This window comes from Pirellulales bacterium, assembly GCA_019694435.1.
Classification (GTDB): Bacteria; Planctomycetota; Planctomycetia; order Pirellulales; family JAEUIK01; genus JAIBBZ01.
In genome coordinates, this window is record JAIBBZ010000010.1 from 1 (window position 1) to 16,946 (window position 16,946).

Annotated in this window: 14 protein-coding genes; 6 read left to right on the plus strand and 8 right to left on the minus strand. The window is 64.6% G+C overall.

Features of this window, described 5'->3' with window-relative positions:
* From K1X74_09930 to K1X74_09940, 3 genes are all read right to left on the minus strand, one after another.
* On the minus strand, window positions 1-356 hold a 356-nt coding region (locus K1X74_09930), incomplete at its 3' end, for a hypothetical protein (GenBank protein MBX7166651.1).
* Window positions 357-406: 50 nt separating this feature from the next.
* Entirely contained in the window at window positions 407-1,321 is a 915-nt protein-coding gene (locus tag K1X74_09935) for an alpha/beta hydrolase (GenBank protein ID MBX7166652.1), read from the minus strand.
* A 131-nt stretch (window positions 1,322-1,452) separates the two neighbouring features.
* Window positions 1,453-1,683 (minus strand): winged helix-turn-helix domain-containing protein, encoded by a 231-nt coding sequence (locus tag K1X74_09940; GenBank protein ID MBX7166653.1) that lies wholly within the window; start codon window positions 1,681-1,683, stop codon window positions 1,453-1,455.
* Between the two features lie 691 nt (window positions 1,684-2,374).
* Here K1X74_09940 and K1X74_09945 point away from each other — a divergent pair.
* On the plus strand, window positions 2,375-3,433 hold the full coding sequence (locus tag K1X74_09945) for a tartrate dehydrogenase (GenBank protein ID MBX7166654.1): 1,059 nt from the start codon (window positions 2,375-2,377) through the stop codon (window positions 3,431-3,433).
* A gap of 13 nt (window positions 3,434-3,446) precedes the next feature.
* Here K1X74_09945 and K1X74_09950 read toward each other — a convergent pair whose 3' ends face one another.
* The 4 genes from K1X74_09950 to K1X74_09965 form a co-directional block, all read right to left on the minus strand.
* Window positions 3,447-5,327 (minus strand): exo-alpha-sialidase, encoded by a 1,881-nt coding sequence (locus K1X74_09950; protein MBX7166655.1) that lies wholly within the window; start codon window positions 5,325-5,327, stop codon window positions 3,447-3,449.
* 36 nt (window positions 5,328-5,363) lie between these two features.
* A complete protein-coding gene (locus tag K1X74_09955; protein MBX7166656.1) occupies window positions 5,364-7,208 on the minus strand; it encodes an exo-alpha-sialidase in 1,845 nt (614 codons plus the stop codon).
* A gap of 378 nt (window positions 7,209-7,586) precedes the next feature.
* Window positions 7,587-8,660 (minus strand): lipid-binding SYLF domain-containing protein, encoded by a 1,074-nt coding sequence (locus K1X74_09960; GenBank protein ID MBX7166657.1) that lies wholly within the window; start codon window positions 8,658-8,660, stop codon window positions 7,587-7,589.
* A 93-nt stretch (window positions 8,661-8,753) separates the two neighbouring features.
* Window positions 8,754-9,803 (minus strand): LysR family transcriptional regulator, encoded by a 1,050-nt coding sequence (locus tag K1X74_09965; protein ID MBX7166658.1) that lies wholly within the window; start codon window positions 9,801-9,803, stop codon window positions 8,754-8,756.
* Window positions 9,804-10,154: 351 nt separating this feature from the next.
* Here K1X74_09965 and aceB point away from each other — a divergent pair, with 351 nt between their 5' ends.
* The 3 genes from aceB (at window position 10,155) to K1X74_09980 (ending at window position 14,884) form a co-directional block, all read left to right on the plus strand.
* A complete protein-coding gene (gene aceB / locus K1X74_09970; protein MBX7166659.1) occupies window positions 10,155-11,759 on the plus strand; it encodes a malate synthase A in 1,605 nt (534 codons plus the stop codon).
* Between the two features lie 72 nt (window positions 11,760-11,831).
* The gene (aceA, locus tag K1X74_09975; protein MBX7166660.1) at window positions 11,832-13,133 is read left to right on the plus strand and encodes an isocitrate lyase; all 1,302 of its coding nucleotides are present in this window, start codon (window positions 11,832-11,834) and stop codon (window positions 13,131-13,133) included.
* 233 nt (window positions 13,134-13,366) lie between these two features.
* On the plus strand, window positions 13,367-14,884 hold the full coding sequence (locus tag K1X74_09980) for an arylsulfatase (protein MBX7166661.1): 1,518 nt from the start codon (window positions 13,367-13,369) through the stop codon (window positions 14,882-14,884).
* On the opposite strand, the gene K1X74_09985 is transcribed toward K1X74_09980, so the two are convergent.
* The gene (locus K1X74_09985) at window positions 14,881-15,309 is read right to left on the minus strand and encodes a hypothetical protein (protein MBX7166662.1); all 429 of its coding nucleotides are present in this window, start codon (window positions 15,307-15,309) and stop codon (window positions 14,881-14,883) included. The two genes, K1X74_09980 and K1X74_09985, sit on opposite strands and share 4 nt — an antisense overlap.
* Before the next feature lie 209 nt (window positions 15,310-15,518).
* Here K1X74_09985 and K1X74_09990 point away from each other — a divergent pair, with 209 nt between their 5' ends.
* Both K1X74_09990 and K1X74_09995 read left to right on the plus strand, forming a co-directional pair.
* Window positions 15,519-16,511, plus strand: a complete 993-nt coding sequence (locus tag K1X74_09990) for a tetratricopeptide repeat protein (GenBank protein ID MBX7166663.1) — start codon at window positions 15,519-15,521, stop codon at window positions 16,509-16,511.
* 170 nt (window positions 16,512-16,681) lie between these two features.
* On the plus strand, window positions 16,682-16,921 hold the full coding sequence (locus K1X74_09995; protein MBX7166664.1) for a hypothetical protein: 240 nt from the start codon (window positions 16,682-16,684) through the stop codon (window positions 16,919-16,921).
* The last annotated feature ends 25 nt before the right edge of the window (window positions 16,922-16,946 follow it).

A 16,946-nucleotide genomic window follows, 5' to 3' on the forward strand; every position in this document is an offset into this window, starting at 1 on the left:
TCCGCGGCGCCGTCGCGCGCGGCAGCCGAGACGAGCGTTTCGGCCGCCGGCGCCGCAGCGCCGCCCAGGCGTCCGAGCAGCGTGGCTGCCCAATAGGCGACGTCTTCGGTCCCGTTGCTCAACAGCGCAGTGAGCTGCGCCAGATCGGCCGCGGCCGGTGGTCCCAGGTCTTCCAGCACGCCGCTGGCAAGCTGCCGGACGGCTTCACTCGCATCGCCGCTCGCCTCGACGAGGGCCACGGCCGCCGCTTGCAGATGCGGCGAGCGCATGAGCTGCTCGATGGCCGCCGTGCGGCGCGACTCGGCATCGGCGCGCAATTGGTCGATCCAAGGCTTGATCTGTGCCGCCGGGTCCATCGATGCGCTCCCCTGCGAAAACAGCCGCCCCGCTGGCAATGGCACGCAACTCAGCGCCGCTCGATCCAGCCATGCGCGATCATCCAGTTGGCCGCCAGCTCGGGCCACACGGCCAACGCGGCATCCTGGACGCCCAAGCCGAACCCGTGCGGGCCGTGATCGAAAATGTGCAGTTCGCAATCGACCCCTGCACGGCGCATCGCCAGGTAGAACAGCACACTGTTCTCAGGCGGCACCGGCGCGTCGGTCGAAGAGTGCACCAGAAAGGCCGGCGGCGTCTGGGGGGTCACCTGTAGCTCGTTGGAAAACAGCTTGACGAGTTCCTCGGAAGGGTTGTCGCCGAGCAGATTCTTCCGCGAACCGGCGTGTACGAACTCGGTCGTGAACGAGACGACGGGGTATCCGAGGAACACGAAATCGGGCCGGCAGCTCTGCTTGTCGACTGCGTCGGAGGACTGTTCGTCCCCGCGATCGAAATGCGTGGCGGCGCTCGAAACGAGGTGGCCCCCGGCCGAAAACCCGATCATCCCGATGCGGTCAGGCTTGACGCCCCAGGCCTCGGCCTGCGAACGCACAAAGCGCACGGCACGCTGCGCGTCGGCGAGCGGCGCGGGGTGGTGGTAGCGCGGGGCCAGGCGATAGCGCAGCAAGGCCGCAGTCACACCGTGCCGATTGAGCCATTCGGCAATCTGCACTCCCTCATGATCGACTGCCAGATGGGCATAACCGCCGCCCGGACAGACGATCACCGCGCACGGTTGGCGCGCGTCACGTTCGGGGCGATAGATCGTCAGGCTCGGACGATCCACTTCTTCCTCGCCCACGGCGCCCGGAGCGCCTTGCGGCCACAGTAACATTTGCTCGGGATCGTCGGCCACAGCCGGCCGCACCCCAGGCGCACCACACATGGCCAATAGACCGACGATCACACCACGACGCCAAACCAGCGGCAACGACCAGCGCATAGCATTTCTCGGGTTGCAGGCTCGAAAGCGGGAACTCCCCCGGCCGGCAACATCATGCCACTGGGCAGCACGCGAAACAACGGCGGCGTCCCGACGAGCCAGGCGGCCGACCGAAGAATTCCCCGGGCCGGCTAACCGGGGTATTTGAGCGCCACGACCCGCCCGCGCGAGGTCTCCTCGATGGCGACCTTGTCTTCGCGAGCCAGCCAGCCGAGGGCTTGCATCACGAGATCGCGTGGTGCGCCGACCTCTTTGATGAGCTTGTTGAAGCTGAGCGGGCCATGATCCGCCAGCGTGCGCCACACCGTTCCCGAAGTCTCGCCGATCTGTTGAACGGCTCCCTCGACGATATCAGTCGCCATGCATGCGCCCTCCGTAGACCGCAAAGGTGGCCGCGGCGCGTCGTGCGGGTGTGCCGCTGGTCCGGCAATATACCTGCATGGGAAATCGACCGACAAGTCGAAGACCGCCGCTCGCAAGGTGCGGCGGTAGCGCCGGCCAAATTGCAAAAAAAGAAGGGTCCGCCTGGCGTCGGAGGAATGCCAGGCGGACCCTTGGCCGTGAAAAGATGGCCCCAGCCCGTTGTGGGCGTGGTCGCCGGTTGCGCGGCGACGGGCGACTAAGATTCACGGAAACGCCACCGGCAAAGGCGGCGCGGGTCGAGCAAGCAGCGCGTTGCGGGCTACGCCAGATCGACCCTCTCGTTGCTGAAGATGGATTGCAGTTCCCGTGCCATGCAGGCTTCGAGTCCGGCCCCGTGGACGGCTGTTGCCGGCTAAAGCCCGCTGGAGGAATGTCTTGCGGCCCGTTGGCCCGCGTGACAGCACGCGTTTCGTCGCGCGCGAACCGATGTAGTTCTTGCAACGCACTACACGCGTCAGGCTCGCAGCCACGGCCGCGGGCGAAATCGGGGAATTTTCGCCCGCGGCGGCACACCGGCCGCGCCCGCTACGCGAACGCGACCAAATCGCGTAAAACTCGCTCTCCGTGGCTGCCCGGCAAGTTGGCGTGCCGGCACGAGGCGGCCTCCCGTTGAAGCGATCGGATCGACCTATGCAGTCTTACAAAATTGCGGTTTATCCCGGCGACGGGATTGGAAAAGAAGTCACCCCCGAGGCGCTGCGCGTGTTGCATCGCGCGGCCGAATTGGCGGGCACTTTCAATCTGGAAACCACCGAGCTCCCCTGGGGCGCAGACTACTACGCGCAGACGGGGCAGGTCGCGCCTGCCAACTTTCTCGACGTCTTGCGCCCGTTCTCGGCGATTTACCTGGGGGCCGTCGGCTGGCCGGCGACGCTTCCCGATCACGTGACGCTGGCCCCCTTGGTGCGCATCCGCCAGGCGTTCGATCAGTACGCCTGTCTGCGGCCGGTCAAGCTCTATCCCGGCGTGCGCAGCGTGTTGGCCGGCAAGGGGCCCGAACACATCGACTTCGTCGTGATCCGCGAAAACAGCGAAGGGGAGTACGTCGACTCGGGCAGCCGGTTCCGCGTCGGGCAGCCCGATGAGACGGCCCTGCAAACGGCCATTCACACCCGTCGCGGCGTCGAACGTATCGTGCGCTTCGGCTTCGAAACGGCGCGTCGCCGGCGAAAGCGGCTGACGATGGTGACCAAGAGCAACGCCCTGCGCTATGCCTTCACGCTGTGGGACGAGGTCCTCGAACAACTGCGGCCCGAGTATCCGGACATCGAGGCCGACAAGCAGCACGCCGACGCATGCGCGATGAACTTCGTCCGCCAGCCCGAGACGTTCGACGTGGTCGTGGCGTCGAATCTGTTCGGCGATCTGCTCACCGATCTGGGCGGAATCATCGCCGGCGGCCTGGGCCTGGCGCCGAGCACGAACACCAATCCGGAGCGGCGGTTCCCCTCGATGTTCGAACCGGTGCACGGCTCGGCGCCGGATATTGCCGGACGGGGCATCGCCAATCCCGTGGCGATGATCCTGAGCGGCGCCTTGATGCTCGATTGGCTCGAACAGCCCGCCACCGCCGACAAGGTACGAGCCGCGGTCGCTGGAGCCCTCGCGGCCGGCGAGACGACCGGCGACTTGGGCGGACGGCTGACGACGGCTCAGGCGACCGACGCCGTGCTGAAACGCCTGGGTTGAGTTGGCTGCGGCGTTAAGCCCGGCGCCTGCGCCGCCGTTGGACCACCCCCAAGGTGATCACGCCCGTCGCCAGGAGCACATAGCTCGACGGCTCAGGGACGGCGATGGGCGCGTAGCCGCCGCGGGTGATCTTCACATAGTCGAGATCGCCGACAAACGACCGGGCCAGGTTCGACCATTCGCCGATGATGATGTCTTCGTCGTTGAACAAGAACGACAGATCGTCGTCGCGAAAGGTCGTCAACTGATCGTTGATGTAGAGCTTCAACAGGTGCTCGTTGGCATCGCGCACGGCGTTGACCTTGTACCACTCGCCGTCCGACAGGCCTTCGCCGGCGAGCAGCGTACGCGTGCGGTTGGCGACGTCGCGCAAGACGAACCGCAGTTGTCCATTGTCGACCTGCAGCACCCAGTACGATCCGCTCAGATCAGCTTTGCCGCTGCCGATGATCACGCCGCCGCCGCTGAACCCCCCGGTGCCATGCGACGTGGTGCGGAACATGGCCTCGATCGAAAACGAGTCGTAGAAGTCGAAAAACAGCGACGCGTCCTCTTTTTCGATGACCACCCGATCGTCCGACGCGGAAAAATGCAGTGCGCGGCCGTCGCCCCCGGGGGCACCGGGCACGTAGGTCGGTAGCTCGTAGGCGCTGCCGTGCATGTCGACGCCGCTCGAGTCGAGAATATTGCCGTCGACATTGTGGGCCGCCGCGCCGCTGGACTGCTCGGCGAAATCGTAGCGGACGAAGTCGTCCTGGCCGCCTTCGAGCCACTGCTGGTCGAACTGGGCAAAGGCGATGGATTGGTAGGTGTGCTCGAACCCCGGGACGTTGTACCGCCCGCGTTCGTAGAGCAAGTTGACCGACTTGTCAGGACTGACCGCCAGGTCCGAATAGGCCGAGCGGCCCCAATAGACCGTCCGCGGATTCGTCCACGAGTCGGTCTCGTCGTAACTGGTCAGCACGGTCATCTTCTCGCGCGTCGTGGTGCCGTACGGCGTCGAGAACAAGATCCGGTTGGCATCGTCGTTCACTTCGTCCGTATAGCGAATGGAGCTTCCCTCGACGTTGACACCGCCCAAGTCCGCCTCGTACTGCGCATCCGACCAGGTCTCACCGCCATCGGTGCTCCGGGCCGTATTGCGAATGGACGACGCCCCCCAATCGTAGCGCATGATCGCCGTCACGTTGCCGTCCATGGTCTGCACCGAGGTACCTTCGCCCAGGTTGAATTGGCCGATCGTTTCGCCCAACTGCCACGTGGCGCCGTGATCGTCGCTGTAGAACGAGTGAGCGTAGGGCGTGCCCGACACGCCCGGCCGGTGATAGGCCTGCACCAGCAGCCGTCCGCTGTCGAGCTGGATCGCATGGCCCGGCCCCGGGGCATACCAACCCCAGCCCGGATCCTTCACCTGCGAGGTGATTTCGACGGGCGCCGACCAGTTCGCCCCGTCGTCGCTGCTCTTGGTCACGAACACCCGGCTGGCGTCGAGAATGAAGGGCATGATGATCTCGCCCGTCACACGGTCGACGATCGGTGTCGGATTGTTGTAGTTGCTTTGCGTGGCGAAGCCGGGCACCACGACCTGGGTGTTTTGCCAGGTCTGACCATTGTCGAAGCTGCGGCGCAGGATCAGGTCGCTCGTCGCGCGATCGTTGAGCGTCTCGTAGCGACCTTCGGCAAAGGCCATCAAGGTTCCGGAGTTGCTCACGACGAGGGCCGGGATGCGGTAGGTGTAATAGCCACCGGAGCCACCTTGGAACAGGATCTGCTGGTTCAGTTCTTGCGCCGCCGCCCACGGGCAGACAAACGCGAACAGGGCCGCAACGGCCAGCCCCAGCAGCCCGCAGCGTCGACGACGATCGTCCGCTCGATAGATCGAATGCAAAGCCATGAAGATCCTTCGCGCCCCGCGATTTGAATCCGCGCCTTAGGGATGAACTTCGCGCGCCTCGTGGCGCCGCCGCCTGCAGAACAACCCGCCCGCGAACACCCCCGTCGCCAGCAGCACCAGGCTCGAAGGCTCGGGCACGGCCACGGGCGAGAACACGCTACGGCTGAATGAAATATAGTCGATATCGCCGTCAAACGATCGGGTCATGTCCAGCCACTCGCCGATCATCACATCGGCCTCGCCGGTCAGGATATCGAGCAAGTCGTCCGACCGTTCGGCGACCAGCACACCGTTAATGTAGAGCTTGAACAAGCGATCGTTGGTGTCGCGGACAGCGTTGATCTTGAACCACTCGCCGTTGGCCAGATCGGTGCCCCCGGTCAGGGTTCGTGCGCGGTTGAGCATATCGCGAACGAAGAACCGCACCTGCCCGTTGTCGATCTGCAGGAACCACTGCGAGCTGGCAGCACTCTCGGCGCTGCCGACGATCATGCCGGCGGCGCCAAAACCGCCGGAAGCATGACTGTTGGTACGGAGCATCACCTCGATCGAGAACGGGGCGCCGTACTTGAAATCAAAGAAGTCGGCCGTATCGTCCTTGTCCAGCACGATGCAGTCGTCCGTCGCCGAACTGAAATGCATCGCCCGGCCGTCGCCACCCGCCGCGCCCGGCACGTAGGTAGGCGCGCCCAAGGCCGTGGCGTGCATGTCGTAGCCGCTCGAATCGAGGATCGAGCCGTCGCGCGGGTTGGGTGTGCCCGCTGCCTGCTCGGCGAAGTCCCAACGCACGTGTTCGGCGGGCCCGTGTTCGAGCCACTGCTGGTCGAACTGCGTGAAGGCGATCTGCTGGTAGATGTGGTTGTAGCCCAGGTTGTAGCGACCCCGTTCGTAGAGCAGGTTGATCGTCTGATCGGGACTGATCGCCAGGTCGGAGTAGGCCGAGGGGCCGTAGTAGACGGTACGCGGATTGACGAACGATTCGGTTTCGTCGTAGCTGGTCAGCACCGACATTTTTTCGCGAACATCGCTCCCGTACGGGGTCGAATACAAGATACGGTTCGCGTCGTCGTTGATCACGTCCGTGAGCCGGATCGCGCTACCCTGCACATTGACGTTGCCCAGCGAGGCCACCTCGACGGGCGAGTCCCAAGTCGCGCCGCCGTCGTAGCTGTGAGCCGAATTCCGCAAGGGAATGCTGTCGTGGTCGTACCGCATCAGGTTGACCACGGAGCCGTCGAGCATCTCGACCGCGCTACCCTCTTCCAGATAGAACTCGCCGGTGATCGACTCGCCGTACTGCCAGGTCGTGCCGTGATCGTCGCTCCAGAAGGCGTGCGCGTAGGGCAGGTCGCGATCGATACCGCGATGGTACGACGGCACCAGCAGCCGGCCGCTGCTCAATTGGATCGCATGCCCTGGACCAGGCGCATAGAAGTCCCACAACGGGTCCTTGACCTGCGAGGTGATCTCCTCGGGAGCCGACCAGCTCGCCCCGTCGTCGCTGCTGCGGGTCACAAAGACCCGGCTGGCGTCGAGGATGTAGGGCATGATGATGTCGCCCGTCACCCGATCGACGATCGGCGTGGGGTTGTTCAGATTGAGCTCGTCGACAAACCCCGGCACGACGACCTGTAGGGGTTGCCAGGTTTGGCCATTATCGAAACTGCGCCGCAGGACCAGGTCGGTCACGGCGCGGTCCAGCGTGCTGTCGTAGCGCCCTTCGGCAAAGGCCAACAGCGCGCCGCTGTTCGATACCACCAGCCCCGGAATGCGGAACGTGTGGTACCCGTTGTCGCCGGCGTCGAACAGAACTTGCTGATGTAGTTGATCAATCGCGCAGGCCGGATGGACTGCTGGCTGCAGCAGTCCGACGGCAAGCATCGCCAGTCCGGCGAGCCGCGAAGATTGAGTGCGGAAGTTGGGTAGGTGTGGTATGCGTCTCAAGGGTGAAGCCGCCAGGGAAAACCAGCGCGCTGGTTGTCGTGTGAAGAAATGGATGCGGGCCAACAAAAAAACGGCGCGCAGCCCGATCCTGGGTTGCCGTCGCCGGAATGAGCGCTCGAGAGATTAGCGTTGTTCCGTAAGGAGGAGGCCCGAATTACCCGCACTGGCCCACCACACGCACACAGTAGATACGAACGTGATAGCGGTCAAGGATTTATGCGTGGAAAGCCGCACAAATCCGGCACCTTAGCGGGAATTCAGGAACCGCGCCCCCACGTTTGCGGAACCTCCCGGCCTAACCAGGATCGCTATGCCTCATTGAGGAGGCGGCGGCGGCAACGGCAACGTCGCTTGAGCCGTCAGCTTTTCGGAGTATTGCCGCAGCAGATCGAGCGTTTGCTGGAACTCCACACGGCCGGAGAGATCGTGGTATCGAGCGTCGGCGGCGACAGTCTGGTACCGCTGCATAGTCACCGCCAGGCGCGCGGAATCGACCTTGCCGCCCGGCTGCTGGAGTTCGGCCGGTAGCGCCAAATACTCGCGCCAGCGCTCGTCGAGCAGCGGTTGCAACGAAGCGGACGCCCGGAGCAAGGCCGGAGTGAGCGTCTCGAGCGTCGCGGCGCTGCCGGCAGGGGCGGGTTCCGGGGGCGGTACCAATCGGTTCGCGCCCGCGTAGCGCGAGACGAGGTCGAGAAACCGCATGGCCGACGGGGGAATGGCCGGTGCGACCTGGGCATTGGAAGCAGGCGCGACGGCCGCGTAGTACCGCGCCGTGGCCGCTTGATCGACCTGAAGTGCGGAGCCATCCAGGGCGGCGCCTGCGAAGATGCCGCGGCTGCGCGAATAAGAATAGATTTCGGCCTGCAACTTCACGTCCGTGCCGAGCGAGGCCTCGCGACCAACCGGTCCTGCAGCCGCCGATACACCGGCGCCAATCGTGAACTTGCCGGTCGCCAGGCTTTCCAGGCTGTGTTTGGTCTTGAAGACGAGCACCAGGTCCGTCGATTCGATGCCGGCCTGCCACCCAATACTGCCGCCGGTGATGGTGATGAACGTCGGAGCGACCCAGCCGCCGTTCTCGGCGCGGCTCACCAGAATTCCCCGGCCGTGACGTACGCCGACGACAAAGCCGCCCTTGGTCATGCGCGGCAAGACGGCAATCGCCTGGGCATCGGCCAGCATCGACTTGGGAATCGCGCTCGCCGGAGTGGCCATGATTTCGCCGAGCACTTGCGTGGCCAGGTCGACCACGGCCGCTTCGCCGATGGCTGCCGAGGGAGCCGGCGGAGCCGTGACTCCAGCAGAGGTGGGAAACTGGGCGACCGCTACCGAGGTGGTCAGGGCGAGGGCGGCCAAGCAGGCAGACACCATCCAACGACGCCAATCCATGACGACTTCTCCCGGGGAAACTACCGCATCCGTTCAACCGCTGATCGTACCGGGAAGGCAGAATTCCGGCAATTCGAGCCGGGAAACCGGCCGCTAGATCAGCGCACCACCCAGGGGGGCCACGGCCCGGCGCTTCGCCCGGCGTTTGCCCGCGGCCGTGCTGGTCGAGCCGCCCACTTCGGGGGCCGGCGGCATGGCTCCCGACAGGACGTCGTTGCCCGCCGAACTCTGGATCTGCGCCAAAGCCGAGGGCTCGATGATCTCGAGGAACCGCAGCGCCTGAGGAGAAAGATATTTACCCCGCCGCAACACGACTCCATACGTTCGCATCGGGAAATAGCGCCCCAGCGACACCCGGGCGAGCTTTTCCTGACCAGTCAGACAGATGCTCGTGACGATCGAGATGCCCATGCCCATCTCGACATATTTCTTGATCACCTCCCAGCCGCCGGCCTCGAGGGCCACGTTGTACTTGAGCCCGTGCTGCTCGAAGACCAGGTCGACAATACGCCAGGTCGTCAAATGGCGAGGGGGGAGGATCAACGAGTGCTGGGCGATGTCCTTCATCGACACCCGTTTCTTCTTGGCCAACGGGTGTTCCAACGGCGTAATCAGCACGGGGTCGTACTGGAACGTGGGAAAATAATCGATGTCGGTCGGCGCATCGATCATCGACCCGACGGCGAAATCGACCTGGTCGGCCCGCAACATCGCCAAACCGTCGCGGCCGGTGACGTTGTGCAGCTTGAGTTCGACGCTGGGGTACGTGGCAACGAATTGCTTCACATATTTCGGCAGGATGTAGAGGATGGTTGACTCGCCGGCGGCAATGTCGAGCTTGCCGTGCTCGATGCCGTCGCGGACCGATTCAAACTGCTCGGGCAGGGCGTCCATGGCCTGCACCAGCGACGCCGCGAGCTCATAGAGCTTCTTGCCATCCGGCGTGAGCGTGATCCGCGGGCCGCGGCGTTCGAACAACACGGTCTTCAGCTCGCGCTCCAGCGCCTGGATTTGCAGCGACACGCTGGGCTGGCTCAAGTACAGTCGCTCGGCCGCCTTGGAAATGCTGCCGCTTTGCGCCGCGTAACAAAATCCGCGCAATTGTTGCAGGCGATTGTGCTTGTAGTGCTGCAGGTTCGACATGGCCGACGGCCCTTCGAGGCGCGAAATTCCGGCGAAAAACGGGGCTTCTGTTTATAGCGCCCATCAATAGTTTGCATTTAATAGTAGCCATTAATACTATAGATTGATAGAATTGTGCGATCAAATTTTGCAGCCCCCTAGTAGAGTGCGCTGACTCGCTCGCGGTGCGGTGGGCTGCTCATGGTCTGGGCTTTTCCCGGGAGAGTTGCCGTCGGCAGGTGACGGCAAAAAGGGAAATCTGCTCTGGAGCCGGAGGACGACGGCTCTCTTCTCTGCGAACGAGCGTGCGGCGGCGCGCTGCCAATTTCCGAGCGTCGCTGCGGGGAACGTTTTCGCGGAGGAGTACACACCATGGCGGTCGATACCGGTCTGAAGAGCGAGAGCATCGAGCTCACGCGCAGCGTGCCTGACGAAGCGCAGGCCATTCTTACGCCCGAGGCGCTACGGTTCGTGGCGAACTTGCAGCGCAAGTTCAACGCCCGACGGCTCGAATTGCTGGCCCGGCGACGCGAGCGGCAGGCCCGGCTCGATGCCGGCGAATTGCCCGATTTCCTGCCCGAGACGGCTGAAATTCGCCGGAGCGAATGGCAAGTCGCGCCGACGCCGGCCGATCTGCTCGACCGCCGCGTGGAAATCACCGGCCCGGTCGATCGCAAGATGGTCATCAACGCGCTGAACTCCGGCGCGAAAATCTACATGGCCGACTTCGAAGACTCGCACGCCCCGACGTGGGTCGGCACGCTCGAGGGCCAGATCAATCTGCGCGACGCGGTGGCCGGCACGATTCAATTCACCAGCCCCGAAGGCAAGGTCTATCAACTCAACAAACAGACGGCCACGCTGCTGGTCCGGCCGCGCGGCTGGCACCTGAACGAAAAGCACGTGCTGGTCGACGGTCAGGAAATCTCCGGCTCGCTGTTCGACTTCGGCCTGTACTTCTTCCACAACGTGCGCCAGTTGCTCGAGAAGGGCACGGGCCCGTACTTCTACCTGCCGAAGCTCGAAAGCCATCTCGAGGCCCGGCTGTGGAACGACGTGTTCGTCGAGGCTCAGCAACAGCTCGGCATTCCCCAGGGCACGATCAAGGTGACCGTGCTGATCGAGACGATTCTGGCCGCGTTCGAGATGGACGAGATCCTCTACGAGCTGCGTAACCACATCGTCGGGCTGAACTGCGGCCGCTGGGACTACATCTTCAGCTTCATCAAGAAATTCCGCCGCCGCGGCGATTTCGTCCTGCCGGATCGTGCTCAGGTGACGATGACGACGCACTTCCTGCGATCGTACTCGCAACTGGTCATCAAGACCTGTCACCGTCGCGGAGCCCACGCGATGGGCGGCATGGCCGCGCAGATTCCGATTAAGAACGACCCCGCGGCCAACGAAGCCGCGCTGGACAAGGTCCGCCAAGATAAGCTCCGCGAGGCCGGCGACGGCCACGACGGTACCTGGGTGGCCCATCCCGGACTGGTGCCGATCGCGATGGAGATCTTCGACGCGAAGATGCCGGGCCCCAACCAGCGCAACGTCCTCCGCGAAGACGTCAATGTCGACGCGAGCGACTTGTTGGCGATTCCCCCGGGCACCATCACCGAGGCGGGACTGCGGACGAACGTCAACGTGGGCCTGCTGTACCTCGAAGCCTGGCTGCGAGGCACTGGCTGCGTGCCGATCTACAACCTGATGGAAGACGCCGCGACGGCCGAGATCAGCCGCACGCAGGTCTGGCAGTGGATTCGCCACCCGGCCGGAAAGTTGGCCGACGGCCGCAAGGTGACGGTCCAACTCTTCCGCCAGGTGCTCCAGGAGGAGCTGGCCAAGATTCGCGAGTTGGTCGGCGCCCAGGCCTACGACCACGGCAAGTTCAAGCTGGCCGCCGAGCTGTTTGACAAGTTGATCACCGATGACGAGTGCGCCGATTTCCTGACGCTGCCCGCTTACGAGCATCTGGACTAGCGCGGCCGGCGCCCCGTTCATCACAACCGCCTTACGATTGAAAACATCCCCCCCGAATCAGGAGTTGAAGCCATGTCTGGAATGCAAACGGTTGCCGCACTGAAAGAAGCCTGGTTATCGGACGAGCGCTGGCAAGGCATCCAGCGCGATTATTCGGCCGAGGACGTCGACCGGCTGCGCGGCAGCGTGTTCGTCGAGCACTCGTTGGCCCGCCAGGGCGCCGAAAAGCTGTGGCAGGCGCTGAAGACCGAGCCGTACATCAACTCGCTGGGGGCCTTGACCGGCAACCAGGCGGTGCAAATGGCCGAAGCCGGGCTCAAGGCCATTTACCTCAGCGGCTGGCAAGTCGCCGCCGACGCCAACCGCGCCGGACAGATGTACCCCGACCAGAGTCTCTACCCGGCCGACAGCGTGCCGCACATCGTCCGCGCCATTAACAACGCCCTGCGCCGCGCCGACCAGGTGCAGCACTCCGAGGGGCGCAATGAGATCGACTACCTGCTGCCGATCGTCGCCGATGCCGAGGCCGGCTTCGGCGGGGCGCTGAACGCCTTTGAGCTGATGAAGGCCATGATCGAAGCCGGCGCCGCGGCCGTACACTTCGAAGACCAATTGGCCAGCGAAAAGAAATGCGGCCACATGGGCGGCAAGGTGCTGGTGCCGACCTCGCAGCACATCCGCACGCTGACCGCCGCACGCCTCGCGGCCGACGTCTGCGGTGTGCCTTCGATCGTCGTGGCCCGAACTGACGCCAACAGCGCGCAATTGATCACCAGCGACGTCGATGCCCGCGACCGTGAATTCATCACGGGCGAGCGCACGGCCGAGGGCTTCTACCGCATCCGCGGCGGCCTGGACATCGCCATCGCCCGCGGTTTGGCGTATGCCCCGTACTCGGACCTGATCTGGTGCGAAACCAGCGAGCCGAACATCGACGAGGCCCGCGAGTTCGCCGCCGCGATTCATGCCCGCTTCCCGGGCAAGCTGTTGGCCTACAACTGCTCGCCATCGTTCAACTGGAAGCAGAAGCTCGACAACCGTTCGATCGCCCGCTTCCAGCAGGAACTCGGCGCGATGGGCTACAAATACCAGTTCGTCACGCTGGCCGGGTTTCACTCGCTCAACCTGTCGATGTTCGAGTTGGCCCGCGGCTACCGCGACTCGGGCATGGCCGCCTACTCGCAACTCCAGGAGCGCGAGTTCGCCCTCGAGGCGCAAAGCGGCTACCGGGCCACGAAGCACCAGCGGTTCGTGGGCACCGGCTACTTCGACCTGGTCGCGCAGACCGTGGCCGGCGGTCAGGCCTCGACGACCGCCTTGTCCGGCTCGACCGAGGAAGAGCAGTTCACCACCAGCAACGGGGCGCATCACTAAACCCGCCCCAGGGCTCGAGCGGCCTGACCCGAACGACTTCCGCGAAGGCCCGGGGTTGCGTGCGGCAGCTACGCACCCCGGGCACCTTCGCGCTCACCGTGCAATCCTGCCGATCGTGGGAAACCCGAGTCGCATCGAGCACGGCGCAAGAATAGCGCCGCGCTCGGTGCCCTCGGGTTGCTATTTGCGCCGGCGGTGTGCAGCCGCTGATCGTGCACGCTAATCTGGCGGCTATGAACAACCGCCCCTGGCTCGCCGTGTTCGTCGTTCTGCTCGTGGTAGTTGGCGCCGAGGTGTCGCCGCTCGCGGCGGCCCAGCCGCCGCCGAACATCGTCTTCATCCTGGCCGACGATCTCGGTTGGGGCGACTTGGGCTGCTACGGTCAGACGAAGATCCGTACGCCGAATATCGACCGCCTGGCGGCACAAGGCATGCGGTTTTCGCGCCATTACAGTGGCTCGCCCGTGTGTGCGCCATCGCGATGCGTGTTGATGACCGGGCTGCACTCCGGTCACGCGTTCATCCGCAACAACCGCCAACGGGTGCAGGGCGAGCCCGGGCAATACCCGATTCCCGACGAGACCGTCACACTTGCCGAATTGCTGCACGCGGCCGGCTATGCGACGGGCGGTTTCGGCAAGTGGGGGCTCGGCGGCGTCGAGACTTCCGGCGCACCACAACGGCAAGGCTTCGACCGCTTCTTTGGCTACAACTGCCAAGGCGTGGCCCATAACTTCTTTCCCACGTTTCTCTGGGACAACGATCGGCGCGTCGCGCTGGATAATCCGGAATTCGCCGCGCATCAGTCGCTGCCGCCGGATGCCGACCCGCACGACCCGGCGAGCTACGCCCGGTATACCGGTCGGCAATACTCGGCCGACGTGATCGCCGAACAAGCGTTCGAGTTTGTCCGGGCCCATCGCCAGCGGCCGTTCTTCCTGTATTTCCCCTCGACGATTCCGCACCTGGCGCTCCAAGCCCCGGCCGACGCCTTGGCTGCCTACGAACACGCCTTTGCCGAGACGCCCTATCGGGGCGAGCGCCGCTATTTGCCGCAGCGCATGCCGCGCGCCTGCTATGCGGCCATGGTCTCGCGGCTGGATCAGCACGTCGGCCGACTGCTCGACCTGCTCGACGAGTTGCAGCTGGCCGACAACACGCTGATCGTATTCACCAGCGACAATGGCCCCGCGGTGAGCGGTACGGGCGGCGTCGACACCGACTTCTTCGGCTCCGGCGGCACGCTGCACGGCCGCAAGGGTTCGATTTACGAAGGTGGCTTGCGCGTTCCCTTGATCGTTCGCTGGCCCGAACACATCGCGGCGGGTTCGACGAGCGACCGCGTCTGCGGGTTCGAAGACTGGTTACCGACCTTGCTGGAGTTGACCGGCCAGGGCGCATCGATACCGGCCGGCCTCGACGGCCTTACGTTCGGCGCGACCTTGCTTGGCCAGTCGCAGAAGGAGCGGCCGTTTCTCTACCGCGAATTCGCAGACGACGGCGGTCAGCAAGCCGTGTGGCAAGGTCCGTGGAAGGCGGTGCGCCAGCGCATGGCGAGGACCAAAGGCAAGCAGGGTCCGCGAACCGAACTCTACAACCTGAGCATCGATCCTGACGAAACGACCGATGTGGCCGCGGCACACCCGGAAGTCGTATCCCAACTAGAAGGCATTTTGGCAGCGCAACACGTGGCGTCGACCGTGTTTCCCTTGCCTGGCATCGGTCCGAAAGGCAAGCCGGGCGGCGACTAGGTGTCGCTCTGCAACAAGCTCGTGGTCATCGCACGGAACACGGGCTCTAACCGGGCAAGCTGTCGATCTTCTGCCTGGCAGACGATTACCAACGTCTGATCGCCGTGCCGCACGGCCCGAATCAGGGCCCGAGTGATCAGGTCCAGATAGATGAAATCGAGATCGAAGCCGGTCAAGTCGCGCTCGGCGATCTGCTCATGGACCGGGTAGGTGTCGACGCCCTGATACTCGGATTGAAACGCGCGGACGGCCTCTTCGACCAGCACGTCGCGGTCGGCGTCTTTGCCGAACGCGTTGACCGACCAGTACCAGCCGTCGGGGCTGTAGACCGTCACCGACGCCTGGGCCTCGTCCGAGTTGTCTTCCACGGTCCAATCTTCGGGATAGAGAAAATGCAGACCGTGGCGGTCGAAGATAGCGGGCATAGCTGGCAGGCCTTCGGGCAGTGGAATGAGCTTTCGCGGCGCGGGTGCGGCTTGCTCCGCTTGTTCAGTTTACCGCATCGACGCCGCGACACAGCGTGCGCGGCCGAAGCGGCCTTGTCCCGGCCGCGCGAGCCCAGTACGATCACCGCCCAATTCACGCAGAGCATCCCACTTATCAGGATGAACCCAAGCGGGGTGGGACGCCGGGCATGGACGCCCTTCTCAGGATGCAGATCACAGCGCCGCAGGAGCGCTTCGTAAGCGCCTCCGCGCCGAGGTTGCGCGCCGGGGCCGTGCCTTACGGCGGGCGGCTGCTCGTGGCGCTGGGCTTGTGCCTGTTGTCGATCATGCCCGGCGGCTGCGCTTTTACTCAGCGCTTCGGTTCGGCCCCCAAGGCGATTGTCAATTCGCGCCAGTTGTCGTCCCAGGGCATCAGCGCCATCGAGCGTGAGGATTGGGCCGAGGCCGAGACGCTCCTGGCCGAAGCCGTACAAACCTGCGACGTCGATCCACAGGCCAGGCGCTACTATGCGCAGGCCCTCTGGCATCGCGGAGCGACGCACGAGGCGCTCGCGCAGATGAACGAGGCGTTACGGTTGTCGGCCGACGACCCCAAGCTGCTGCTGGCCGTCGCCGAGATGCAAGCTGCGCTGGGCCAAACGGAGCAGGCGCTTGCCCGCGTCGAACGCTCGCTCGATCTCGACCCGCATGCCGCGGCCGGTTGGGCCCTGCACGGCCAGATGATGCAGCAGGCCGGCCTGCCGCGGCGGGCGTTGGCCGACTATCAAAAGGCGCTCGGCTACGAGCCGCAGAATCGCGACGTGCTCTTGCAGATTGCCGAAATCTATCGCCAGCTCAATGATCCGCAGCAGGCAATGGTCAACCTGCACGCCTACCTCGATCTGTATGCCGATGGCGAAGAACCGCAACAGGCCCTCTATTTGCTCGGCCAGTCATACGCAGCCATGGCCCGTTACGACGACGCGGCCGAGACGTTGCGTTTGGCCCTGCGCCGTGGGCCGCCGACGGGCGACATCCTCTACCAATTGGCCGACGTCGAGATGCGGGCCGGCCGCCCGGCCGCGGCCCAGGCGATCGCCCAGGAAATGCTGGCCCTCGAGCCGCAGGGAACCCGCGGGCGCGAGCTCTATTCGCGGGCCGCACTGGCCCTCCAACCGGCACAGCCCACCCTGCTCCGGTAGTGGCGCGGGCACCGGCTGCGCAATCGGTCCAATCTCCCGAACCGGACCGGACGGCACCTGCATGGCCCGGCCCCCACGGCGGCGAAATGCCGCGGTTTTGGCGTTGGTCGCGCCACGACGTAGAGTTGCCTGGTGACCTCGAAACAGTGCGACTGGTAAGGAGCACGAACATGACCGGCGCGACCCTTCAGGAATCGAATCCGCAACCGTTCGTCGAACGCCGTCGCAACGAAGGAGCAGCCGGCGCCGCAATCGAGCGTCGTCAATTCTCGGCCAGTCACGAGGAATTGTCGCCCGCGGCCCAAGAGCTGGCCAACGCGATCGACAGCTACAAGCTGCGGCACCGTCGCCGCTTCGTGACTTACGAAGAAATGCTCTCGGTGATCCTCTCGCTGGGGTATCACAAGTAACACGGTCAGGCGCCCGCGCCGCAGC